Here is a 22,688-nt window from a genome sequence, read left to right on the forward strand (position 1 = left end):
TTCAGCTAACAGCTTATTTTACTGCAAATATATCACTACAGTTTGAAACATTTCATTTACAAATAACGCTATCACCTTGACCTTGAGTCTGGTAATTTATGCAACTAGAAGAAGTCTTTGCATGGAAACGCAGCCTGATGATGAATAAAATAAAAACCATACTTCGAAGAATGTCACCGCTATTCATTCTTTTTGCCTTTATTGTTGTAGCCCAGATCCTAATTGGCACCAAAGAAGCCCCTGAGCAAAAAGCCGATGAAGTACCTGTCGCAATTGTTGATGTTACCGAAGTCAAACAGCAAACGGTTTCTTTAAACTTACCCTCTTATGGCGTAGTGAGCCCTAAATATAAAACCCAATTAGTTACCGAAGTTCAAGGCCGTATGCTGACGATATCGGCTAACTTTGTTGCCGGTGGTGTCGTTAAAAAAGGCGATGAACTTGCGGTTATTGAACCTTCTGATTATGAAGCTGACTTAATGCAAGCACAGGCATCACTTGCTCAAGCTAAAGCAGCGCTTGAAGAAGAACGGGCAAAAGGTGAAGTCGCTAAAAACGACTGGAAAGGCTATGACGGAGGCATTCCACCAGAGCTTGGTCTACGTTTACCACAGCTCAAGCAAGAACAAGCTAATGTGAAGTTCCAGCAAGCCGCACTAGCTCGTGCACAGCGTAACCTAGAGCGCACCGTTATTCGCGCGCCATTTGATGGCATCATTAAAGCCCGTAATGTCGACTTAGGGCAATACGTGACTTTAGGCACCAACTTAGGTGAGTTGTACGATACTCGTATTGCTGAAGTTAGATTACCTCTATCGAATAACGATCTTGCTTACCTAGAGTCAGTTGATAACCCTGATACCGATGTTAGCTTGAGCGCCGATTTAGCCGGTAAGACGATTACTTGGCAAGGACAAATCATTCGCAGTGAAGGGGTTATTGACGCTGAAAACCGTATGGTTTATTTAGTCGCTGAAGTCAAAGACCCATACCTACGTACCAATCGCGTTGAGGGCCAGCTGCCATTAAAATATGGCACCTTTGTTACTGCAGTGATTAAAGGCCGCACCGTTGAAGGTATAGTAAAACTACCACGTCATTTAGTACGCGATAATCAAGTCACCATAGTTAATAACGATAACAGTATTGAGCTACGTGAAGTTAACGTGGTTAAAAGTGATTTAGAAAATGTCTACATTAAAGACAGCCTGCAAAGCGGTGAACGTATATCGCTAACCAACCTGACCAATGCTGAGAATGGCCAAATCGTTAAAGTTTTAGGTGAAGAGTCTAATTCTTCTATCGAAACCGACTCTGATAGCGATAATAGTGAAGAGCAACTTGCTAATGCAGGAGCTCAATAATGACCACAGACAATAATCAAGACGCAACAACCGAACCAAGCAATATCCCGCGCGAACCACAAAAAGGGATTATTGCGTGGTTTGCCAAAAACAATGTCGCAGCCAACCTGCTGATGTGGGTGCTAATCATTGGCGGTTTATTCAGTACCTTAATTATTAATAAAGAAGTTTTCCCCTCGTTTGAGCTAAATTACTTACGGATCACTGTTGCCTACCCAGGCGCAGCACCACAGGAAATTGAGGAAGGGATAACCATTAAAATCGAGGAAGCTATTCAAGATATTAATGGCATCAAAAAAGTCACCTCTGTCGCCAGTGAAGGAGTGGGTTCAGTCTCGATTGAAGTGGAAGATAGTTACGATCCACAAGATGTTTTAGATGAAGCCAAACTGCGTATCGATGCGATTTCTACCTTTCCGGTGAATATTGAAAAGCCCGATATTTATCGAGTAAAACCCGAAAATAATGTGATTTGGATTTCTGTGTATGGCGATCAATCACTACAAGAGATGAAAGAGCTCGCCAAAACAATTCGTGATGAAGTGGCCGGCCTACCCGCAATTACCAAAGCACAAGTCACAGGGGTTCGTGATTACGAAATTGGTATTGAGCTGTCTGAAGATAAACTGCGTGAATATGGGCTGACTTTCTCACAAGTGGCCCAAGCCGTACAAAACTCTTCTATCGATCTACCGGGCGGTTCAATTCGCGCTAAAGATGGCGATATCCTGCTGCGTACTAAAGGCCAAGCCTATACAGGTGAAGACTTTGCACAAATAGTAGTGAGCACTCGCCCAGATGGTAGCCGTATCATGCTGCCGCAAGTAGCGACCATCAATGACAGCTTTGAAGAACGCTTAGAGTACACCCGTTTTAATGGTCAGCCTGCTGCGATTATTGAGATCCTCAGTGTCGACGACCAAAATGCGCTTGATATTTCAGCGCAAGTTAAAGACTACATAGAACAAAAGCGTGACGTACTGCCAACGGGCGCAAAGTTAGATACTTGGGGCGACTTGACCCATTACCTAAAGGGCCGCTTGAATATGATGTTATCTAACATGTTCTACGGTGCCTTATTGGTGTTCCTGATTTTGGCGCTATTCTTAGAAATTAAATTGGCGTTCTGGGTCATGATGGGACTGCCTATTAGTTTCCTTGGTGCCATGCTGTTTATGCCGCTAGAGCCTTTCTCGCTCTCAATTAATCTATTAACCCTATTCGCATTTATTCTAGTGCTAGGGATCGTGGTGGACGACGCCATTGTTATTGGTGAGAGTGCCTACAGTGAGATTGAAGAAAATGGTCACTCGCTAGAGAATGTGATTAAAGGTGCTAACAAAGTCGCCATGCCAGCCACATTCGGGGTTCTCACCACCATTGCCGCCTTTATGCCAATGCTAATGGTATCGGGCCCACAGGGGATTATCTGGAAATCCATCGGCATGGTCGTGGTGCTATGCCTAATATTCTCATTGATTGAATCTAAGCTTATTTTGCCGGCTCACTTAGCTCATATGAAACCGCGTAAGCCTCGCTCACAACTTGGGTTACTCGGCCGCTTAAAGGCTAAGCTTAACGACAAAGTACAGTACTTTATTCATAATAACTACCGCCCGTTTTTAGAGCGTTGTATCGTACAGCGTTATAACGCAGTAGCTGTGTTTATTGGTGTACTTATTCTATCGATTTCTCTGGTTATAAGTGGTCAAGTACGCTGGGTATTCTTCCCCGATCTGCCGTCTGACTTTATCCAAGTCAATATAGAGATGGAAGCGGGTAGTTCTGAAGAAAACACCTTAAAAGTGGTACAAGAAGTTGAAGAAGCCCTATATGCCATGAACGATGAAATGGAGAGCGAGCTTGGTTACCCTGTAGTTAAACACAGCTTTATTAATATGAGTTCGCGGACTTCAGCGTTCCTGTTTGCTGAACTCACCAAAGGTGAAGACCGTGACGTAGACGGCGAAACTATCGCTACCGCATGGCGTAAACAGCTACCTGAGCTACTGGCTGTTAAGAAACTTAATATCAACGCCAGCACTAATGACAACGGCGGTGATATTTCATTTAGGTTGACCTCAAGTAACCTTGAGCAACTCTCACAAGCCTCTAAGGAGCTAAAGCAGAAGCTAGGCACCTATGAAGGCGTGTACGACATTGCCGATAACTTCTCATCTGGTAGTCAGGAGATCAAACTGCAGATCCGTCCTGAAGCTGAAGCACTAGGGCTAACCTTGTCAGATCTTGCACGTCAGGTACGTTATGGTTTTTATGGTTATGAAGCCCAGCGTATTTTGCGTAATAAAGAAGAAGTTAAAGTGATGGTACGCTATCCGCTTGAGCAGCGACGTACTGTTGGCCACCTTGAGAACATGCTTATTCGCACACCAAGTGGCGCGGCAGTACCTTTCTCAACGGTAGCAGACTTGCAGCTAGGTGACTCTTACTCATCGATTACCCGTGTAGACGGTCGCCGAGCCATTACCATTAATGCTAATGCTGATACGAATAAGGTTGAGCCTTCAAAAGTGGTCAGTGAAATTCAGAAAGAGTTTTTACCGCAATTGCAGGCGAAGTATCCAAATATTTCAACCGCCCTCGATGGTGGTAGCGCCGATGAGCAAAGTGCTTTGATTAGCTTAATGCAGGGCTTCTTCTTCGCGCTATTTACTATCTATGCGCTAATGGCTATTCCGCTTAAATCTTATAGTCAGCCGTTAATTATTATGTCGGTTATTCCATTTGGCATGATTGGTGCGCTGTTTGGTCACTTTATCTTAGGTCTCAACATGAGTATTTTGAGCCTATGTGGCATCGTAGCGCTTGCCGGTGTTGTGGTGAATGACTCGCTGATTCTAGTCGACTTTGTTAACCGCGCTCGAGCAGAGGGCCATAGTATTGTCAAGGCCGCGGTCGATTCTGGTTGCTATCGCTTTAGAGCAATTATCTTAACCTCGCTCACGACCTTTGTTGGCTTAGTGCCGATTCTGTTGGAAAAGAGTTTGCAAGCGCAAATTGTTATTCCAATGGCAGCCTCGCTGGCATTTGGTATCTTATTCTCTACAGTCGTCACCTTAATATTGGTGCCTTTGCTGTACATCATCCTCGATGATATTAGGCGCACTTCACGTCGTTTCTTCAATTGGTGGTGGCGACCTAAAGCTGATAACGAAGCTGTATCTAAGCCAGTAAATTAACAGATACTTATCGATATTGTTCCAGTATTAAAGGAGGCTAATCGCCTCCTTTTTTATTGTCAGCAATCGGATTGAACATCGAGTTACTCGATCTAGCAAACAGATTTCACCGTGGCAAAGCGCTATTCTTAGCCGATATAAAAATCAAGCTAGGCTCATCATGACCACCAGCCAACCGACACTTGTCTACGATATTCGCAATAGCCGTTATCTCAACATAACCGGACGTTGCACATTAAGATGCCAATTTTGCCCAAAACATAATGGTAGTAAGCAGGTGCATGAGTATCAGTTAGATTTAAACCGTCAGCCAAAAGCAGATGAGCTTATCGCGCAACTTGGAGATGTAGAGCAATTTGATGAGTATGTATTTTGTGGCTACGGCGAACCCACGCTTAATCTTCGCACCCTGCTTAGCGTTGCTACCGAGATTAAACAACGTGGCGGTAAAGTAAGAGTTAACACTGATGGCTTAGGTAACCTATTCCATAAGCGCAATATTTTACCAGAGTTAGCCCTATGCGTTGATAGTCTGTCAGTATCACTTAATGCCGATACAGCAGTGCGATATCAACAACATTGTCAGCCAAAACTGTCTGGCTCTTACCAAGCCTTATTAGATTTCATTGCGCTCGCTCCACAGTATATTAGCGAAGTGCAAGTCTCTGCCATTAATGGCTTAGCAGGGGTTGATATTGAGGCATGCCGCCATATAGTGGAATCTAGAGGTGCGACCTTTAAACAAAGAGAGCTGGATGTGGTTGGCTAATTATCAACTTTGTCACTTTAAATCGCGCTGGGTTACAAAATGACTCAGCTTGTTATTAGTCACTCAATATCGCACTACAGTACTTTTTAGCGCTGGTAAACAATCAGTGTTAATCCCTTAATTTTATACTACGCCATGTTAACCCAGCGGCTAACTAACTCTGGTTAGCCTGAGAATTCGTGTTAAGATAAAGAGCATAATAACTGTAATAAAAATCGATACATGCTGACCCGCAAACTACCATTATTAATCAGTGCTCAAGGGATCCATTGGTCCCAACAACGTATCTTAGCCGCCGTTAGTCAGATCTGTATGCTGCTAGTGTCGGTGATCATCCTGACTAATATTATTATCACCTTAGGTGAAAGACGTTTGCAGGAAGATTGGGCAACGCAAAGATACAGTGAACTGCAAGCGGTTGGCGCACTGATCTCTGACAAAGTCACTTTTCAGCAATTTAGAACCCAAATGTTTGCTAAGTCAGGGCTGCTAAAACAGTATCTGGCGCTGCCGTCTTCAGAAAACCAACAACGCCTATTAGATAACTGGGACGTGCTAGTTGATAATGTGCCCGAACTATTAGGCATTGCGCTTTATGATCCCCAAGGCCAACATAAATTTGCCAGCAGCAATGACTTTGGTAAAGAAAGCCTTCCACCTGCACTACTCGGTAGCACTCGGAATATGGGCGGCAGTGAGATTTACACCTCACCACTCGAATTTACGCCAATTAACGGACAACTAGAGCCCTACCTTTATCAATTCGCTTGGTTAGAAAACCCTGACCAAAGTGTGCGCGGCTACCTAGTGACTTACAACTCGATGTCGAAAATGCTCAAAAGCATTAAACCGGCTTATTCGAGTAAACAAGCACCATTAATGATGCTCGACACACAAGGTTTGTTGTATGCAGGCGCACAAACTAATACCAGTGTTAGCCGTTTACCTGAAACCATGGGCGGTAGCTTAAAACAGTCTTATCCAGCGCTTTGGCGTAAAATGGCTATGAGTAACTTTGGCCAGTTCCACGGCGATGTAGCGACCTTTGTCTATTTAAAAGTTGAACTCACTACACAATATGAAACCCGTCGTGAGTACTTCCTACTGTCATATATTAAAAATGAAGATATCGCGGCTAACTTTGCCCAATGGCGTAATATTTTAATCATTGGCGCAGTGGTGCTCACTTCACTGTCGATACTGCTGATTTTCCTGACTCACATGTACAGGCTTGTACAACGTTCACGTGAATTTAGTATCTATATGACCAATCGTTTATTTGATACCGAAATGGGCTGTATTATTGCCAGCGACACAGGCCGAGTGGTGACATCAAATAGCGCCGCGTCAGTATTATTATCTTTGCCCGTCGATGACTTATCCGATCGCAGTTTACAGCGGATTTTGAATCTCGATGACGATGAGTACAGCCAGTTTATCAATCACCTTGAAACGGAAAAAGTTTGGCAAAAAGAACTCTATTCTAACTCGTCTGCCCGCACTTGGTTAATGGTGCGAGTAAAGTATGAAGTCAGCATAGATAACAAACGTCGTTATATGCTGGTCACTTTTGAAGATATTACAGAGCTTAAGCAAAGCCAAAAGCACGCCAAGTTAAACCATCTACTCAATGATGTTCCTATGGCGAGTGTTCTTACCGATCCAAAAGGCAATGTACTTAAGTCTAACCCTGCTTTTAATCAGTTATTGCAGATTGAGGCTGATAAGCCAATTAATGTCAGCAGCGTGCTTAGTGAAGACTTTAATAAGCAGTGGCCGCAAATTGCTCAACAGTTACAAATCCAAGGAAGCTGGATAGGCCAAGTGTTTGTGGTCGTCGATCACCTACAAGACCATTGTTTACAAGCTACCCTAAAAGGCCATTTAGACAGTGCAGGCGAGCTGCAATTTGTTTTATGTAGCTTTGAGCAGTCGCTGCAAAAAAACGCCTATAGAGAAGGGCCAAACTCGGTACCGCTGCGCAGTACCATCTTTAATCATAAAGATGACTTAGAACGTTACTTCAATAACCTAAGCCAGACTTGTAAAGACTTCTCCAGTTTACTGATGATTGATATCAGTGCTGAAGGCATGCTGAGCCATATGAGTGATCTTGGGCAACTTGAGACCCGTCAACGCGAGGTGGAAATCCACTTACTGCGCGACTTACCTCATCGCTACCAGATGTCTCATTGGCAGCTTGGTAAGCTTATTATTGTGCTCCCTGATACTAACTCAGATCAAGCACACTATTTTGCGCTTGAAAGCCTCAATAAACTCAACGAAAACGGCTTAGGCGATGGGATCTGTATCGGTATTGCTTCTTATCAAGCAGGGCAAGATCTTGAGCAACTTATCGCAAACTCAGAAGTAGCACTCAAGCGTGCTAAGCAAACAGGAGAGCAGAATATCTGCCAAGCCTTTACTCGCTTACTCACTTAAGTTGGCAAGCCGCAGTCAGATTAGTTACCGCTATTAATAAAAAAGCCCTTTCAAAGAAGGGCTTTTTTATTGGGCGTAGATTAGATACAGGCTACTCACTCAAGCTAACTTTATCTTTCAGCTCTTCTTTAAAAGGCGCATCTTCCATATTCTCAACGCCCGAGGGTAAATCGCTTTCGGTAATTTCAATAATAGCAGAGCGGTTCATAGTGATTTTATAGCGTGCATACTGCGGCGGTTGTTTGCCCTCTCTGAGCGCTAAAATAAGGTTCACTTGATAGCGACGCTCTACCGATTCATTACTGACTTTACCTTCATGCTCTTTATATATTTTATCTTTACCACGTTCTAAATTACGCGCAAAAGGAACAAAGCTAAAGTTCACTTGCTCTTGAATGGTGGTGTAGCCAGAAAGAAAGTCCTTTTGCGATACCCGAGTGTGTATGCCGTAATGCAAAATCTCAGCATCGACTTTGTTTTGGCTATGACGCTTTGTCAAAATCTCCGAAACCGTCTTAGGTAACTCTTTTTTACGCATAAACTCGAGCCAAACTAACTGGCGGGCGATAATGCTTTTACTGGTGGTATCACTGAGCATACGGCTCCAGCGTGGCCGGCCTTTTTGGATCAAGCGCCACAGAGCATTACGAATATCATCTTTAAATATTTCACGAAACCCATAAATCACCGCCAAGGTCAGTACCAAGGCAATCGTTAAACCGCTAAAGAAGCCTTGTGCCTTAATAATCAGCGCTGATACCACTAACATCACCATACCAGTGGCGATACCTGTGGTCATTTTCTTAAGGCCCACTCCTAAGGTCTTTAAGTCCTCCTTTAATACAACACCTTGTTGTATTAAACGGCGCAATAGCAGCATTTTATTAGCAATACGGTTAGGGTCTTTTACCGTTTGCGATGAGTTGTAATTACGCTCTTTTCTATACTGAGCTTCTGCGCGACATAGATGCAGCACTCGATCATTAATCTCATTGAAATCGCTGGTTCTTGGCGCATGAGATAGCAGTTTTAATAAACGCTGCTCACAAAACCAAGATAGATAGTTATCGGCGTTTTCAAAATAGGACTTCCACTTTTCATCACTTGGTTCATTACGTCTAAAACGTTTAAGCAAGTGAATAACTTGCTCACTCAACTCATCAAGTAAGCTATAGAATTTATCGAAGTCTTCTACCTGTGCGAGCTCTTTACTGTCGGTTTCAATTGCCACCGCAAATTGGTAAGCAAACAGGTTTAAGTAAAGCCTGAACTCTTCGACGGTACGCTTTTTCTGACTAGCAAAACGGCTTTGCACTAGCGGCAAATGTAATCCTGAGGAATAGTAAGAACGACGACCAACAACTGAAGAGTGGAAATACTCCTCCTCGTTGAGGCTTTGTGGATTGATACCCATTTCTTTAGGAAGGAAGAAGTACAGATCCAAGCGACGGTTATCACCAGATTCCATCTGGTGTAGAAATTTTATCGACAGTGACTCTTCTTGTTTTATCCTGACTTTAGACACAGATACCTTTTCAATCGACTAGAAAATAACGTTATGGATAGAGGAGATAGCGGATCTACTTACTGGGTTAAGTAGAGCTTACAAACTTATTATAGGTCGAGTTTACCGCATGTTTAAGTGCTTTATATAGAAAACAAATGATAACTAGAACTTGGAGCTTAGTTAGAGAGCTTTGAATATTAACGCTAAACCTGTTATCGAGTTTACAGGTTTAGCTTAATGAACGCAGAGAAGTGCAACAGCAAAAGCAGTAATCTACTTAAACTTACAGACCCACAAACTATTGCCAGGCTCAATTTGAATCGTAGCCACACCCGCAGCTTTATTCATCTCAAGCACTTTAATCAAAAATGGCTCACTGTGATTGTCTTCGACCATATATCTAGCCAGCATAATTGCTTCTTGCATGGTTTGACTCGGCTCTTGCTGCAACAATCCTTTTGAGTGTTGACCTCTAGATAGCTCTACAGCATAAGTCAAAATAGGGGCTTGGATCTGCTCAACCGTGCCGGATGCGGTTATTTTGTTAGTCAGGGTATCGCCATCATAAAAGCCAATTGAGGCTTGTACTCCATCTGCGGTACTTGTGATCTCTAAACGCTGACTTTGTTCAAAGCCATAGCCGACTCGATAAACATTAGAGTTACAGATTATGTTACTGTTTTCCGTCATAGATGCACTATGATCGAGTGCGAGACATAAACCAAAAATAACGGTTAGAGTAGCTAGAATTGGGGTTGCTTTAAATCCTGTAAAGGGCTTAGCTTTTATCAGCTTAATCACAGAAACCAACCTCTTCTAACCATTCTTTATTGATAAAACTCCAATCATTAGCGACATTTTTAACTTTCAAATTACGGCATGCCATACCGTCATCAGCCAAGTGATTCATCACAAATTCCAGCTTATCGCCATCGCTCGATGGGGCGACATAAATCCGTTGCCAACTCACTTTGTCACACAGAGATAACTGCAGAGCCAGCTCCTTAACTCGGCTATGGTATTTGGGCTTATCCTTATCATCGCTATAGATAGCCACGACAATGGAGTCACTGCCCTTAATATGTAACTTATCAGGTACCGACAGACTAATATCAGAGGTTGTTTTTAGATTTGTCGCTAAAAAAATGATCAGCATGATCCCCAAGATAAGACACAAAACATAGTTCTTAATCGAAATCGCGCACAAAGCGCATGTCAACGTTGGTCGCTCTTTCGCTTTCACATGCAATAAATAGCCTTGCTTGCCAATAACCTCAATCCAAGCAGAGTGCTCAGAGCCTAAAAAGCGCTTGATATTAGTTACCGCTACAGAAATTTCTTGAAAACTAACAACAGTCGGTAATAGCGATTCACACATCGATTCTGTAGATACAACCCGTCCTCTTGATAGCATGAGTTCATGCAATACCAAAAATTCAATGTTGGATAACTTGAAGGATGAAGCGAACTCCGAGCCCGTATGAATAAGCTCGCGTAACGCCAAATCAAATCGATATGGACCTATATACACATTAATAACTCTGACTTAATAATTGCTAAACAGTTTACTGTTATTCAAAGACGGAGTCCGTGATTTAATAAGCCAAAACCAAGCCTGATGCAGCTTTCGTGAGTTCTCGCACATAAATGTTGCTATTATAAAAAAAACCGCGGAAACAAACTGATACGAAGGATAATAAATAATTATCGACACAAGAAAAACCAACAAAGAAACCCAAAAAGCTTCACAACAAGCAAACAAAAGGCATCCAATGGATGCCTTATACTGACAAAAAATTACACAATGCAGTTAAGTGTCAATTTTTAAGCGTTAGCGTAACGCCATTTGTTAACAATGTTAAAAAGCGTATAACAGGGTCATGTTAGTTTCTGTATCGGTGCTTTTCTTATCATCTAGCGGTGAATCGTTATAACGAACAATCACAGCAAATTTCATTGCTAATGCACCAACGATATTAGCGGTGATTGCAGTTTCAGAACGACCTTCTAAGCTATCACCATAGTCAGCAACAAATAGCTGACTAAAACGCGAACTGTCGCTGATGTCATAAGTAAAGTTCAACGCGCCGTGAGCCACAACACTGTCTTCGTTGTCGTAACCTAAAATAGCCGCCTGCTCATCATCTAGCTTTTTATAGATGTAACCAGGACCCACTTCGGCGCTCAAGTACATGTCACCGCTATCGATAAATTTGTGACCATAACCGGCAGAAGCAACCGCTTTATAATCGTAACCAGTGAACGGGTCGACTTCATAGTTACCAGTAACATACATATAGTTCTTTTCATCGAACTTGTAGTCACCTTGAATGCCACCATAGTAGCGCTTAGCCGTTACTTCATCGGTATCTTCTTTATAAAGGCCTTCGAACAGATACACATTTTCCCAGTTACCTAGCTCTTGCATCATCTTTAAACGTGCTTTTACTGATGAGGTATCAGTGTTACCCGTAGTTAATGTTGCACCAAGTTCAGCTTCACCAGCAAAGGTCTTATCGCCTTCTACAAAGTCCGCACCAGCATGTGCAGCAAAAGGAGCTGCCATTACCACTGCCATAGCTGTAAGCATTTTTTTCATCTTATTGTTACTCCATTCACCAAGTTCCCTAAAAATCGGCGCAATATTAACATTTTGCACCAATAATTGAAAACACCAGTTACAAGTAACTTATGTACTTTCTATTATCTTCAGACAAAAAAATACCTGCGCTGGGCAGGTATTTTTATTCATGACCATAAAGACCATAAGCAGTAAGACTTACTTGATTTGTGGATCAAGTTCGCCTGACTGGTAAGCTTTATACATAGCTTGTAGAGACTTAGGCTTGATCTTAGACGCCATACCCGCACAACCAAATGCTTCGTAACGTGTAGTACAGATGTCAGCCATTGCTTCCATTGACGCCTTTAAGAATTTACGAGGGTCAAATTCAGCTGGATTTTCAGCTAGGAACTTACGAACTGCACCTGTTGATGCAAGACGTAGATCGGTATCGATGTTCACTTTACGCACGCCGTGCTTAATACCTTCAACAATCTCTTCCAATGGTACGCCGTAAGTTTCTGGAATAGCACCACCGTACTGGTTGATGATCTCTAGCCACTCTTGCGGTACTGAAGATGAACCGTGCATAACAAGGTGAGTGTTAGGAATACGCGCGTGGATCTCTTTGATTCGGTCGATACGCAGTACGTCACCGGTAGGCTTACGGCTAAACTTGTATGCGCCGTGGCTAGTACCGATAGCGATTGCTAGTGCATCAACGTGAGTGTCAGCAACAAAGCGCGCCGCTTCTTCTGGCGTAGTTAGCATTTGATCCATAGTAAGAATGCCAGCAGCACCAATACCATCTTCTTCGCCCGCTTCACCCGTTTCTAGGCTACCTAGACAACCAATTTCACCTTCAACTGACACACCACAAGCGTGAGCAAAAGCCACAGTACGACGAGTTACGTCAACATTGTATTCGTATGATGCTGGTGTTTTACCATCAGCCATCAAAGAACCGTCCATCATTACAGATGACATACCAAGCTGGATAGAACGCTGACAGATATCAGGATCCGTACCATGATCTTGGTGAATACATACTGGGATATCTGGATATTGCTCAAGTGCAGCAGCCATCAAGTACTTAAGAAACTGTGGACGAGCATACTTACGTGCACCGGCTGATGCCTGAACGATTACAGGACTATCAGTCGCTTCAGCAGCTTGCATAATTGCACGCATCTGCTCAAGGTTATTCACGTTAAATGCAGGAACACCATAGTCGTGCTCTGCTGCGTGATCTAACATTTGACGTAGGGAAATTAAGGCCATTTTTTACTCCAATAATAGGGTGAGTCGCCTCACCAAGGTCGCTATCGTTTGGATTGATTTTTATGTTTTAACGTTGCCAATAAAAAACTGGCTAACACTAAAACGGTTACTGTTAATTATTATTTTTATCGCAGTTGTAAAGCGGATTTAAAACCCGCTTAAATACACTGCATTTTATCACTGATTTGTTGGCGGCTAGTGTAACTCCGACAAATGTCGATTTAAAGCCCACCAACAAACAGTTTGGTAATTATTTTGTGTGTCTGCGACAGAACGTAATGATTACTCGCCGCGACTTTCTAACATAGCAACCGCTGGTAGCTCTTTGCCTTCTAGGAATTCCAAGAAAGCGCCGCCGCCAGTTGAAATGTAAGACACTTTATCAGCGATATTGTACTTATCGACGGCTGCTAATGTGTCACCGCCGCCAGCGATAGAGAAAGCATTTGATTCAGCAATCGCCTGCGCGATACGCTTAGTGCCTTCACCGAATTGATCAAACTCAAATACACCTACAGGACCGTTCCAAACAACAGTGCCGGCATTTTTGATGATTTCAGCTAGCGCTTCTGCACTGTCTGGACCAATATCAAAAATCATATCAGTGTCAGATACTGCGCTAACACCTTTAAGTGTCGCAGCCGCTGTAGGGCTGAACTCGCTTGCTACTACCACATCAGTTGGTACAGGAATATCACCACCACGGCTTTGTGCGTTAGCAACTAAGCGCTTAGCTTCTTCAATTAGGTCAGCTTCATAAAGTGACTTACCCACTTGGTGACCCGCTGCAGCAACGAAAGTGTTAGCAATACCGCCACCAACAACAAGTTGGTCAACTTTAGTTGAAAGGCTTTCAAGTACCGTTAGCTTAGTTGATACTTTAGAACCACCGACAATCGCCACCATTGGGCGCGCAGGGTTATCAAGTGCTTTACCAAGTGCAGCAAGTTCGCCTGCTAACAATGGGCCAGCACATGCGATTGGCGCGTGTAGACCCACGCCGTGAGTTGACGCTTGAGCGCGGTGCGCAGTACCGAATGCATCCATCACGTATACGTCACACAGTGCAGCCATCTTCTTAGCAAGTGCTTCGTCGTTCTTCTTCTCGCCCACGTTAAAGCGCACGTTTTCAAACACAACGACTTCGCCAACCGCAACTTCAACGCCGTTTAGGTATTCCGTTGCTAGGCGCACAGGGCAATCAAGTGCTTTTGTTAGGTAATCAACCACTGGCTGCATAGAGAACTCAGCATTAAACTCACCTTCAGTAGGACGACCTAGGTGAGACATCACCATAACTGCAGCGCCTTTCTCAAGCGCTAGCTTGATAGTTGGCAATGATGCACGTAAACGAGCATCGCTGGTTACAACACCTTCGCTTACAGGTACGTTTAGATCTTCACGAATAAGCACACGCTTACCTTGAAGGTCAAGATCTTGCATATTAAGAATCGCCATTTTCATGCTTCCTTACTATCTAAGTTAAAATTAAAGTTAAAATAAAACAGTGTGATATCGATGAAGGACAACTCACTTCATCAGCATCTTAATCATTAAAATCACTCGGTCTCACGTACTGCACGGATCATCTCTAAACTGGTATCTAGCATGCGATTAGCAAAGCCCCACTCGTTATCACACCACAGCAATAACTTGACTAAGTGGCCGTCACTGACTCGGGTCTGCGTGCCATCAACAATGCTTGAGCGAGGGTCGTGGTTAAAGTCACACGACACTAATGGCTCATTAGTAAAACCAACAACACCAGAGAACAAGCCTTCACTCGCTTGTTTAAGCACGCTATTTACCGTCTCGATATCGACGCGCTTATTTAGCGTCACGGAAAGATCGATTGCAGTGACGTTGATGGTCGGCACTCGCACTGAGATGGCTTCAAACTTGTCTTTCATGTGCGGCAAAATTCGCTCAATACCGCGGGCAAGTTTTGTGTCTACAGGAATAATCGATTGTCCCGCTGCGCGAGTACGGCGTAAGTCATCGTGATAGGCATCGATAACTTGCTGGTCATTCATTGCAGAATGGATAGTGGTGATGGCACCACTTTTGACTTCGAAGTGCTTATCGAGCACATCGATAACCGGCACGATACAGTTAGTGGTGCATGAGGCATTCGACACTATAGTGTGTTCGGCTTTGAGTAAATCTTGGTTAACACCATAAACAATGGTGGCATCAACATCTTGAGATGACGGATGACTTATGAGTACCTGCTTAGCGCCAGCTTTTATGTGGGCTTCACAATCGATTCTATCGTTTATGACCCCAGTTGCCTCGTAGACAATATCGATATCGAGCTCTTTCCAAGGCAAGTTTTCAGGATTGGGTTCATGCAGGAGTTTAATAGCGTCGTCGCCAATAATCATATGTTGATTATCAAGCTTAGCTTGGGTGTGAAAACGCCCATGGGTAGTATCGTATTGAGTCAAATGTAGCATGGCTTCAGGTTTAGCCAGCTCATTGATCGCCACAATCTGAATACGATCGCGTTTGGCAGACTCATAGACTGCACGAAGAATTGATCGACCGATGCGGCCGTAGCCATTGATAGCGACTCTGATCATGAAAGCTTTCTATTCCCTTTAACAGCCCATTTATTGATACAACAACGGCCTACCCCAATAGGTAAGCCGTTGTATCATAATTGCTTAACGTGCAAAACACGTAAAGCATTATTCTGCATCATAGAGCAATATGCTGATGCAATGTACCGATTAATCTTAAGGTTTCCCTTTTGATTTGTCAGCCATTGCACCGTTTGCTCTAACACGTTAGTTGCTTATAGACCGTTAGCGGTTGCAACAACGTTTTCAACAGTAAAGCCGAAGTGCTTCATCAAGTCGCCGCCTGGAGCAGATTCGCCGAAGGTAGACATACCCACAACAGCGCCACCAAAACCAACATACTTGTGCCAGAAGTCTACGTGAGCCGCTTCAATAGCAACACGCTTAGTCACAGAGCTTGGCAATACAGACTCTTTATAAGCCGCATCTTGCTTGTCGAACTCGTTAGTTGATGGCATAGAAACAACACGTACCTTTTGACCTTGCTCAGTTAGTGCTGCAGCAGAATCAAGTGCTAGCTGTACTTCAGAACCCGTAGCAATAAGGATTAGGTCTGGCGTGCCAGCACAATCACTTAGTACATAACCACCTTTAGCAACGTTGGCTAACTGCTCAGCAGTACGTGCTTGTGCAGGTAGGTTTTGACGGCTGAAGATTAGCGATGTTGGCGCTGTACGGCGCTCAATTGCATTCTTCCAAGATACAGCTGTTTCAGCCGCATCACATGGACGCCATACGTTCATGTTTGGCGTCATACGTAGGTTAGCAAGTTGCTCAACTGGCTGGTGAGTTGGACCATCTTCACCTTGACCGATAGAGTCATGGGTGTAAACGAAGATGTTCTGAATGCCCATCAATGCAGACATACGTACAGCGTTACGTGCGTATTCCATGAACATCATGAAAGTTGCGCCGTAGTTGATGAAACCACCGTGTAGAGAAGCACCGTTCATGATGCCGCTCATGCCGAATTCACGTACACCGTAGTAGATGTAGTTACCAGCTGGATCGTCTTGAATACCTTTAGAGCCAGACCAAAGCGTTAGGTTAGAACCGGCAAGATCTGCAGAGCCACCTAGCATTTCTGGTAGGATGGCACCAAATGCACCAATCGCATTTTGTGAAGCTTTACGGCTAGCAATGCCTTCAGCTTTATCTTGGCACTCTTGTACGAAAGCTTGCGCTTTTTCTTCGAAATCTGCTGGTAAGTCACCCGTAATAACACGGCGCTTGTATTCAGCAGCTAATTCTGGGAATGCAGCTTCATAAGCAGCGAACTTGTCGTTCCAGCTTGCTTCGTTAGCAGCGCCAGACTCTTTAGCATCCCAACCCGCGTAAACGTTTTCTGGGATTTCGAATGCACCGTGGTTCCAACCAAGGAATTCACGTGCCGCTGCGATTTCAGCGTCACCTAGCGGTGCGCCGTGACAATCGTGGCTACCAGACTTGTTTGGTGAACCAAAACCAATCGTGGTTTTGCAGCAAATCATTGTTGGCTTGTTAGTGACTGACTTAGCTTCTTCGATAGCCGCGCGGATAGCGTCGCTGTCGTGGCCGTCTACGTTAGCAATGACGTGCCAGCCATAAGACTCGAAACGCTTAGGCGTATCGTCAGTGAACCAACCTTCTACGTGACCGTCGATAGAGATACCGTTGTCATCCCAGAATGCGATTAGCTTGCCTAGACCTAACGTGCCCGCTAATGAACATGCTTCGTGAGAGATACCTTCCATCAAACAGCCATCGCCTAGGAAGCAGTATGTGAAGTGATCAACGATGTCGTGACCTGGCTGGTTAAACTGTGCAGCCAATGTCTTTTCAGCAATTGCCATACCCACAGCGTTACTGATACCAGCGCCTAATGGGCCTGTCGTCGTTTCAACACCTGGTGTGTAACCGTATTCTGGGTGACCAGGTGTTTTAGAGTGAAGCTGACGGAAGTTTTTCAACTCTTCGATAGGCAGTGCATAACCTGTAAGGTGCAGCAAAGAGTATATAAGCATAGAGCCATGACCGTTAGAAAGAATAAAGCGGTCACGATCAACCCACTCAGGGTTGTTTGGGTTGTGCTTTAGGAAATCATTCCATAGCACTTCAGCAATATCAGCCATCCCCATTGGTGCACCTGGGTGACCTGAATTGGCTTTTTGAACAGCATCCATGGTCAATGCGCGGATTGCGTTTGCGAGTTCTTTACGAGATGACATGCTCTCTCCTGCTTGGTTTTGAGGTATTGAGGCTTAGATAGAGTGAAAGGCCGCAACTTTGTATTTGCTTTTCCCTTCACCACAGCAAATTTGGGAGCCATATTTTCGCCTACTAGGCAGTAGGACGCAAATTTAATTCACTTAGAATGAAAAATATTGCCACATTAATCCAACTTGAATAAAGCTTACGCAATATATGACGATTAAATAGTAGTGCTAAACCACTATGTACAACCACTTTGATGTGACTATTTTAGGTTTCAAGGTAAATTTTTATCTTTTTTTTATCAGAACACTGATAAGCGAAGGCTAAAAATTTCTTTAGGTAACAGAGTGATAAGCTGAATCATAAATACTATTCATGATGCACCTATAAAATAAATAGCGCGAGTGACCGCACAAAATTTAGCGAAAGGGGTGTTATCGACTCCAATTTACACTAGAATAGCCGTCTAGATGTAGATACTTCTACACATTCAAATTGTTTAAAGACGAGATTTTCCATCATGGCAAAGCACTTGTTCACCTCTGAGTCGGTCTCAGAAGGTCATCCAGATAAAATCGCCGATCAGATTTCTGATGCGGTACTAGACGCAATTTTGGAGCAAGATCCAAAAGCTCGTGTAGCATGCGAAACTTATGTCAAAACTGGCATGGTTATGGTTGGCGGCGAAGTTACTACTTCTGCTTGGGTTGATATCGAAGAGATCACCCGTAAGACTGTACGTGACATCGGCTACACTCACTCAGATATGGGTTTTGATGCTGACTCTTGCGCCATCCTCAACGTGATTGGTAAGCAGTCTCCAGACATCAACCAAGGTGTTGACCGTGCTGACCCTAAAGAGCAAGGCGCTGGTGACCAAGGTCTGATGTTTGGTTATGCCAACAACGAAACCGACGTATTCATGCCTGCCCCTATCACTTACTCGCACAAGCTAGTAAAGCGTCAGTCAGAAGTACGTAAAGACAAGACTTTGCCTTGGTTACGTCCAGATGCGAAAAGTCAGGTGACTTTTGCTTATAACAGTGACGGTAGCGTTGCTGGTATCGATGCAGTTGTTCTATCTACGCAGCACAGCGAAGATGTAACACAAGCAGACCTAATTGAAGGTGTAATGGAAACCATCATCAAGCCAGTATTACCGGCTAAGTGGTTATCTAAAGACACTAAATACTTCATCAACCCAACTGGCCGTTTTGTTATCGGTGGTCCAGTAGGTGATTGTGGTCTAACTGGTCGTAAGATCATCGTTGATACATACGGTGGTATGGCTCGTCACGGTGGTGGTGCTTTCTCTGGTAAAGATCCATCAAAAGTTGACCGTAGTGCAGCATACGCAGCACGTTACGTTGCTAAAAACATCGTTGCAGCTGGCCTAGCTGACCGTTGTGAAATCCAAGTGTCTTACGCAATTGGTGTTGCAGAGCCAACATCAATCAGCATCGAAACTTTCGGTACTGCTAAAGTTGCTGAAGAGTTACTAATCGATCTAGTACGTCGTCACTTCGACCTACGCCCATATGGTCTAACAGAAATGTTGAACCTAGCTCGTCCAATCTACCAAGCGACTGCAGCATACGGTCACTTTGGTCGTAACGAGTTCCCATGGGAAGCAACAGACAAAGTTGACGCACTACGCGCTGACGCAGGTCTGTAATCGTTATCGATTAATTCGGCGTTGCTGGTTCAACGCCATGAAAAACCGCCACTTGGCGGTTTTTTTATGTCTGGAACACTTATGCCGTTTTACCATGGATGATTTCTAGCTTGGTTAGATATATGGAACCAAGTAAGTAACTTTATCTATTGTGGTTCCAATTGCCTGCGGCAAGCGTATGTGCAGATACTGCTTAGGCTCGCTACAAGCACGTCCCTGTGAGCTCAACGAAAACATCCCTGTTTTCGATGGCCTAATCCGCATCTACACTAGGTTTCAGACGCAACCATTTCGCTCCTTAGTACTGATTAAGAATAATTCGATTATTCCAGTCATCTACAACTAGCTGTAACTCCACTTTGGTGCGACAATTTTGCTTTGAAGACTAAACCAAAACCATTTTGTTTATGACAACTGCAATGAATACAAAGCTGCAATTAACTTGGTTAGCGCCTGATGAGCGTATCGAGGTGAAGAAGTTCTATCGCCAGCATATGCCCTATGCACGCTTGTTACAGAAAGAGTCTGTCTGCGTGTTAACGCAAACTGCTCCTAACCTTGATAGCTCTGGCGAAATAGATAGTGTTGCCGAAATCACTTCCTCTAAAACTATTTGCTCCAAAATAATAGCTAGTGCGCGTATTCGACCTATTGGTCAGTTAGCTATTTTAACCGGCATGTTGGTGCATCCCGATTTTCGCGGCCAAGGTATGGGGCATCAGTTGATGGATGAACTGTCATCCGTTATCAATGATGGCAAAACCTATATTTTTGCCTTAGCCCATTTAGAAGGGTTTTATGCACAACATGGGTTTAGCGCTGTGTCATCAGCGCCGAATGATATCGAGCAGTTGTTTCTCAAGTATCAGGATTCTGATAAGGAATTGGTGTTAATGGGATTGAGTCCCACTGTCTAGTGGGGCTGAGGCCTTACGGCCTAATTTCAAGTTAGACTACGTCTAACAACTAGCTCAATCAAGCTCTGCTTGATAAAGATCGTGAGCTTCCAGCTCACACTCGGGCAAGAGGGAAACAACAGCTTTCCCCTCTTGCATCTCCCCAGCCGCCCCGACGGAGTTACATGCATTAGATACGGGCCTCGTACTTATTCGAAATAACCTAACGCTTCCGATGGGACATCCTGTCCCGCGAAAGCTATGCCCACATCCGTGTGGGCATCACGATTATTTCTTCAACGTACTTCGGCAACTCCGATGGGGATTAGGTGTTTTCTGTAAGTTTTCGTTACTCACTTTTTGCTTTATTGGTATTACTTCGAGCCAACATCAATAGCAATGCTCACTTTTCGGCCTTTTGCTCGTTTATCGTGTACGACTCTGATAGAGTGCTTATTAATCAATAACTTTACTTTAAGCCAGCTTAAATAATAGGCTTTTTAAATGTGCATGCTCACTTTGCCAAATATACACGCATGTGCACTATAAAATAGTTAGCACTACAAGGATATGTAATGAAATATGGCCTCATCACCAATCTAGCTTTTTTTGCAGCCGTGACTCTAACTGGATGCACTGCAACATCAACCTCAAAGTTTGCTGAAGTAGAAAAAGGGACATCGGACTTTTGTTCAAAATTTAATGGAGTGAATAAAATGGGTAAGGAAATTAAAGTCACAAATTACACCATTAAAGTAAAAGAAATGGATAGCGCTGGTAATAAAATAGAAAACAATAAAACAGTAACTTGCGACGCATAGTACTGCTAACAAGCCATTAAAACGGACTTTTAACAGTTGGCTGTTTTCACTCTGTCCAAAAATTTTAGCCTATAAATAAAAGCCGCTTAATGGACGTTAACTCGCTTCGCGTTTGCCAAACATTTAGTTTTAATTAAGGAAGAATAAAATATGAATAGTATTAAGTGGTTTAAAAACCCAGAGATGATTGTTGCTCTATCAGCTCTTCTTCTCGGGCTAGTCACCGCTTTTACTTCAATTTATTCAGCATATATTGATCGAGAATATTCCAGAGCATCTGTTTGGCCAAGACTAGAAATATTTAGAAGCTTTAACAGCGATTCATTTAGTTACGGTGTAAGTAATAATGGTACTGGCCCTGCTTTGATAAAATATGCAAAAGTTAAAGATGGGCCTAAATATATAAAAACATGGAAGGACATAAAACCATTCCATGCTATTACTCAATCACATATTAGTAATCGCACGTTATCACCTCAAAACAGTATTACTCCACTTTTATACAAAGGAGATAATGCAAAAGCGCTTGTAAGAGCAGATGATTCAATAAGTATAGAACTTTGTTATTGCTCCATTTACGAAGAATGCTGGGTAATTGATAGGAGTAACCGCCCTACACCTGTAGAAGCTTGCTCTATCGACGACGAACAAATGTTCTTGGAATAAACAACCAGCTAATAAGTAAATTAACCAGGTCAAATAATGGAGGCAGAGGAAGCTTTTCACAAAACTACCAGAGCACGCTAGTTCCCTATCGGAGTTACCGAAGTGCAGAGACGAAAATGCCGTAGAATCATCATGGATGATGGTTCTGGCTCGGGAGGCATGGATGTCCCATCTGAGCCGTTAGGCGATTTTTATTGGAGCATGAGGGAGCACAACTTCATAGCGGCGGCTCGGACTCTTTTTAAAAGAAATGGTCAAGAGGGGGAAGCTGTTGTCCCCCTTTTACCCGAGTGTGAGCTGGAAGCTCACGACCTTTATCAAACGAAGTTTGATTACCCGCTAGTGAATAGGTAGGCTTAGACTAAGTTTTCAAAAATCTCACGGAGGAGTCAAAATTGAAACTCAACAATAAACTCAGCCGCGCACAATTCTGCGGTTTGACTCTATGTCTAGGGGCTTCACTTGGAATGAGTATTACCATTGTAGGCTCATCACCCTTCATAGGATTAATGCTTGCTGCAATCAGCATTGGCGTTTTCCTAATGATAATCTCTGGCAAGTGGATAAAAGAAGCAAAGTAAATGGTCTAGCTCTGCGTTTAGAACAGACATTGCTCACTATTGTGGCTTAATAAACCTGTACACCAATATGAGGTAAACTCTCCTTAATATGGAACGGTGTAAAAGTAATGAAGACTCAACCAACTTACTCAACAGAATTTAAGATTGA

16 protein-coding genes are annotated in these 22,688 nt (G+C 43.5%); 8 read left to right on the forward strand and 8 right to left on the reverse strand.

Annotated features, from left to right (window positions below; genetic code table 11):
• The first annotated feature begins 137 nt into the window (after positions 1-137).
• The 4 genes from L2747_RS03840 to L2747_RS03855 all read left to right on the forward strand — a co-directional run bounded on the left by L2747_RS03840 (position 138) and on the right by L2747_RS03855 (position 7,775).
• Positions 138-1,364, forward strand: coding sequence for an efflux RND transporter periplasmic adaptor subunit (locus L2747_RS03840; protein WP_248997769.1), 1,227 nt, complete (start codon positions 138-140; stop codon positions 1,362-1,364).
• Entirely contained in the window at positions 1,364-4,564 is a 3,201-nt protein-coding gene (locus L2747_RS03845; RefSeq protein WP_248997770.1) for an efflux RND transporter permease subunit, read from the forward strand. Before L2747_RS03840 ends, L2747_RS03845 begins: the two co-directional genes overlap by 1 nt.
• Positions 4,565-4,724: 160 nt before the next feature.
• Positions 4,725-5,333, forward strand: a complete 609-nt coding sequence (locus L2747_RS03850) for a TatD family nuclease-associated radical SAM protein (protein WP_248997771.1) — start codon at positions 4,725-4,727, stop codon at positions 5,331-5,333.
• Between the two features lie 222 nt (positions 5,334-5,555).
• On the forward strand, positions 5,556-7,775 hold the full coding sequence (locus L2747_RS03855; protein WP_248997772.1) for a PAS domain-containing protein: 2,220 nt from the start codon (positions 5,556-5,558) through the stop codon (positions 7,773-7,775).
• A gap of 91 nt (positions 7,776-7,866) precedes the next feature.
• On the opposite strand, the gene L2747_RS03860 is transcribed toward L2747_RS03855, so the two are convergent.
• The 8 genes from L2747_RS03860 to tkt form a co-directional block, all read right to left on the reverse strand.
• Positions 7,867-9,300, reverse strand: coding sequence for a hypothetical protein (locus tag L2747_RS03860; protein WP_248997773.1), 1,434 nt, complete (start codon positions 9,298-9,300; stop codon positions 7,867-7,869).
• Between the two features lie 255 nt (positions 9,301-9,555).
• Positions 9,556-10,083: a hypothetical protein gene (locus L2747_RS03865; RefSeq protein WP_248997774.1), complete on the reverse strand. Its 528-nt coding sequence runs from the start codon at positions 10,081-10,083 to the stop codon at positions 9,556-9,558.
• On the reverse strand, positions 10,076-10,813 hold the full coding sequence (locus L2747_RS03870) for a winged helix-turn-helix domain-containing protein (protein ID WP_248997775.1): 738 nt from the start codon (positions 10,811-10,813) through the stop codon (positions 10,076-10,078). The genes L2747_RS03865 and L2747_RS03870 overlap by 8 nt, the downstream gene beginning before the upstream one ends.
• 327 nt (positions 10,814-11,140) lie before the next feature.
• The gene (locus L2747_RS03875; RefSeq protein WP_248997776.1) at positions 11,141-11,881 is read right to left on the reverse strand and encodes a DUF481 domain-containing protein; all 741 of its coding nucleotides are present in this window, start codon (positions 11,879-11,881) and stop codon (positions 11,141-11,143) included.
• 180 nt (positions 11,882-12,061) lie between these two features.
• Positions 12,062-13,126 (reverse strand): class II fructose-bisphosphate aldolase, encoded by a 1,065-nt coding sequence (gene fba / locus L2747_RS03880; RefSeq protein ID WP_248997777.1) that lies wholly within the window; start codon positions 13,124-13,126, stop codon positions 12,062-12,064.
• Between the two features lie 282 nt (positions 13,127-13,408).
• A complete protein-coding gene (locus L2747_RS03885) occupies positions 13,409-14,584 on the reverse strand; it encodes a phosphoglycerate kinase (protein WP_248997778.1) in 1,176 nt (391 codons plus the stop codon).
• Positions 14,585-14,685: 101 nt separating this feature from the next.
• A complete protein-coding gene (epd, locus tag L2747_RS03890) occupies positions 14,686-15,708 on the reverse strand; it encodes an erythrose-4-phosphate dehydrogenase (protein ID WP_248997779.1) in 1,023 nt (340 codons plus the stop codon).
• Between the two features lie 215 nt (positions 15,709-15,923).
• Positions 15,924-17,915 carry a transketolase gene (gene tkt, locus L2747_RS03895; RefSeq protein WP_248997780.1) on the reverse strand — a complete coding sequence of 664 codons (1,992 nt, stop codon included), beginning with the start codon at positions 17,913-17,915 and terminating at the stop codon, positions 15,924-15,926.
• 506 nt (positions 17,916-18,421) lie between these two features.
• Here tkt and metK point away from each other — a divergent pair.
• The 4 genes from metK to L2747_RS03915 all read left to right on the forward strand — a co-directional run bounded on the left by metK (position 18,422) and on the right by L2747_RS03915 (position 21,959).
• Positions 18,422-19,576 carry a methionine adenosyltransferase gene (gene metK / locus L2747_RS03900; RefSeq protein ID WP_248997781.1) on the forward strand — a complete coding sequence of 385 codons (1,155 nt, stop codon included), beginning with the start codon at positions 18,422-18,424 and terminating at the stop codon, positions 19,574-19,576.
• A gap of 419 nt (positions 19,577-19,995) precedes the next feature.
• Positions 19,996-20,493: a GNAT family N-acetyltransferase gene (locus L2747_RS03905; protein ID WP_248997782.1), complete on the forward strand. Its 498-nt coding sequence runs from the start codon at positions 19,996-19,998 to the stop codon at positions 20,491-20,493.
• Between the two features lie 554 nt (positions 20,494-21,047).
• Complete coding sequence (locus L2747_RS03910; RefSeq protein WP_248997783.1) at positions 21,048-21,293, forward strand: hypothetical protein; 246 nt, start codon at positions 21,048-21,050, stop codon at positions 21,291-21,293.
• Between the two features lie 150 nt (positions 21,294-21,443).
• Positions 21,444-21,959, forward strand: coding sequence for a hypothetical protein (locus tag L2747_RS03915; protein ID WP_248997784.1), 516 nt, complete (start codon positions 21,444-21,446; stop codon positions 21,957-21,959).
• Positions 21,960-22,688 lie beyond the last annotated feature (729 nt).

Origin of the sequence: Shewanella marinintestina (assembly GCF_023283845.1) — a bacterium.
Taxonomy (GTDB): domain Bacteria; phylum Pseudomonadota; class Gammaproteobacteria; order Enterobacterales; family Shewanellaceae; genus Shewanella; species Shewanella marinintestina.

Bases quoted from the DNA above. Each gene is read 5' to 3' on its own strand.
- tkt (WP_248997780.1), bottom strand. From the start codon at position 17,915: ATGTCATCTCGTAAAGAACTCGCAAACGCAATCCGCGCATTGACCATG.
- L2747_RS03840 (WP_248997769.1), top strand. From the start codon at position 138: ATGATGAATAAAATAAAAACCATACTTCGAAGAATGTCACCGCTATTC.
- epd (WP_248997779.1), bottom strand. From the start codon at position 15,708: ATGATCAGAGTCGCTATCAATGGCTACGGCCGCATCGGTCGATCAATT.
- L2747_RS03915 (WP_248997784.1), top strand. From the start codon at position 21,444: ATGAATAGTATTAAGTGGTTTAAAAACCCAGAGATGATTGTTGCTCTA.
- fba (WP_248997777.1), bottom strand. From the start codon at position 13,126: ATGGCCTTAATTTCCCTACGTCAAATGTTAGATCACGCAGCAGAGCAC.
- L2747_RS03850 (WP_248997771.1), top strand. From the start codon at position 4,725: ATGACCACCAGCCAACCGACACTTGTCTACGATATTCGCAATAGCCGT.
- L2747_RS03855 (WP_248997772.1), top strand. From the start codon at position 5,556: ATGCTGACCCGCAAACTACCATTATTAATCAGTGCTCAAGGGATCCAT.
- L2747_RS03885 (WP_248997778.1), bottom strand. From the start codon at position 14,584: ATGGCGATTCTTAATATGCAAGATCTTGACCTTCAAGGTAAGCGTGTG.
- metK (WP_248997781.1), top strand. From the start codon at position 18,422: ATGGCAAAGCACTTGTTCACCTCTGAGTCGGTCTCAGAAGGTCATCCA.
- L2747_RS03910 (WP_248997783.1), top strand. From the start codon at position 21,048: ATGAAATATGGCCTCATCACCAATCTAGCTTTTTTTGCAGCCGTGACT.
- L2747_RS03875 (WP_248997776.1), bottom strand. From the start codon at position 11,881: ATGAAAAAAATGCTTACAGCTATGGCAGTGGTAATGGCAGCTCCTTTT.
- L2747_RS03845 (WP_248997770.1), top strand. From the start codon at position 1,364: ATGACCACAGACAATAATCAAGACGCAACAACCGAACCAAGCAATATC.
- L2747_RS03905 (WP_248997782.1), top strand. From the start codon at position 19,996: ATGAATACAAAGCTGCAATTAACTTGGTTAGCGCCTGATGAGCGTATC.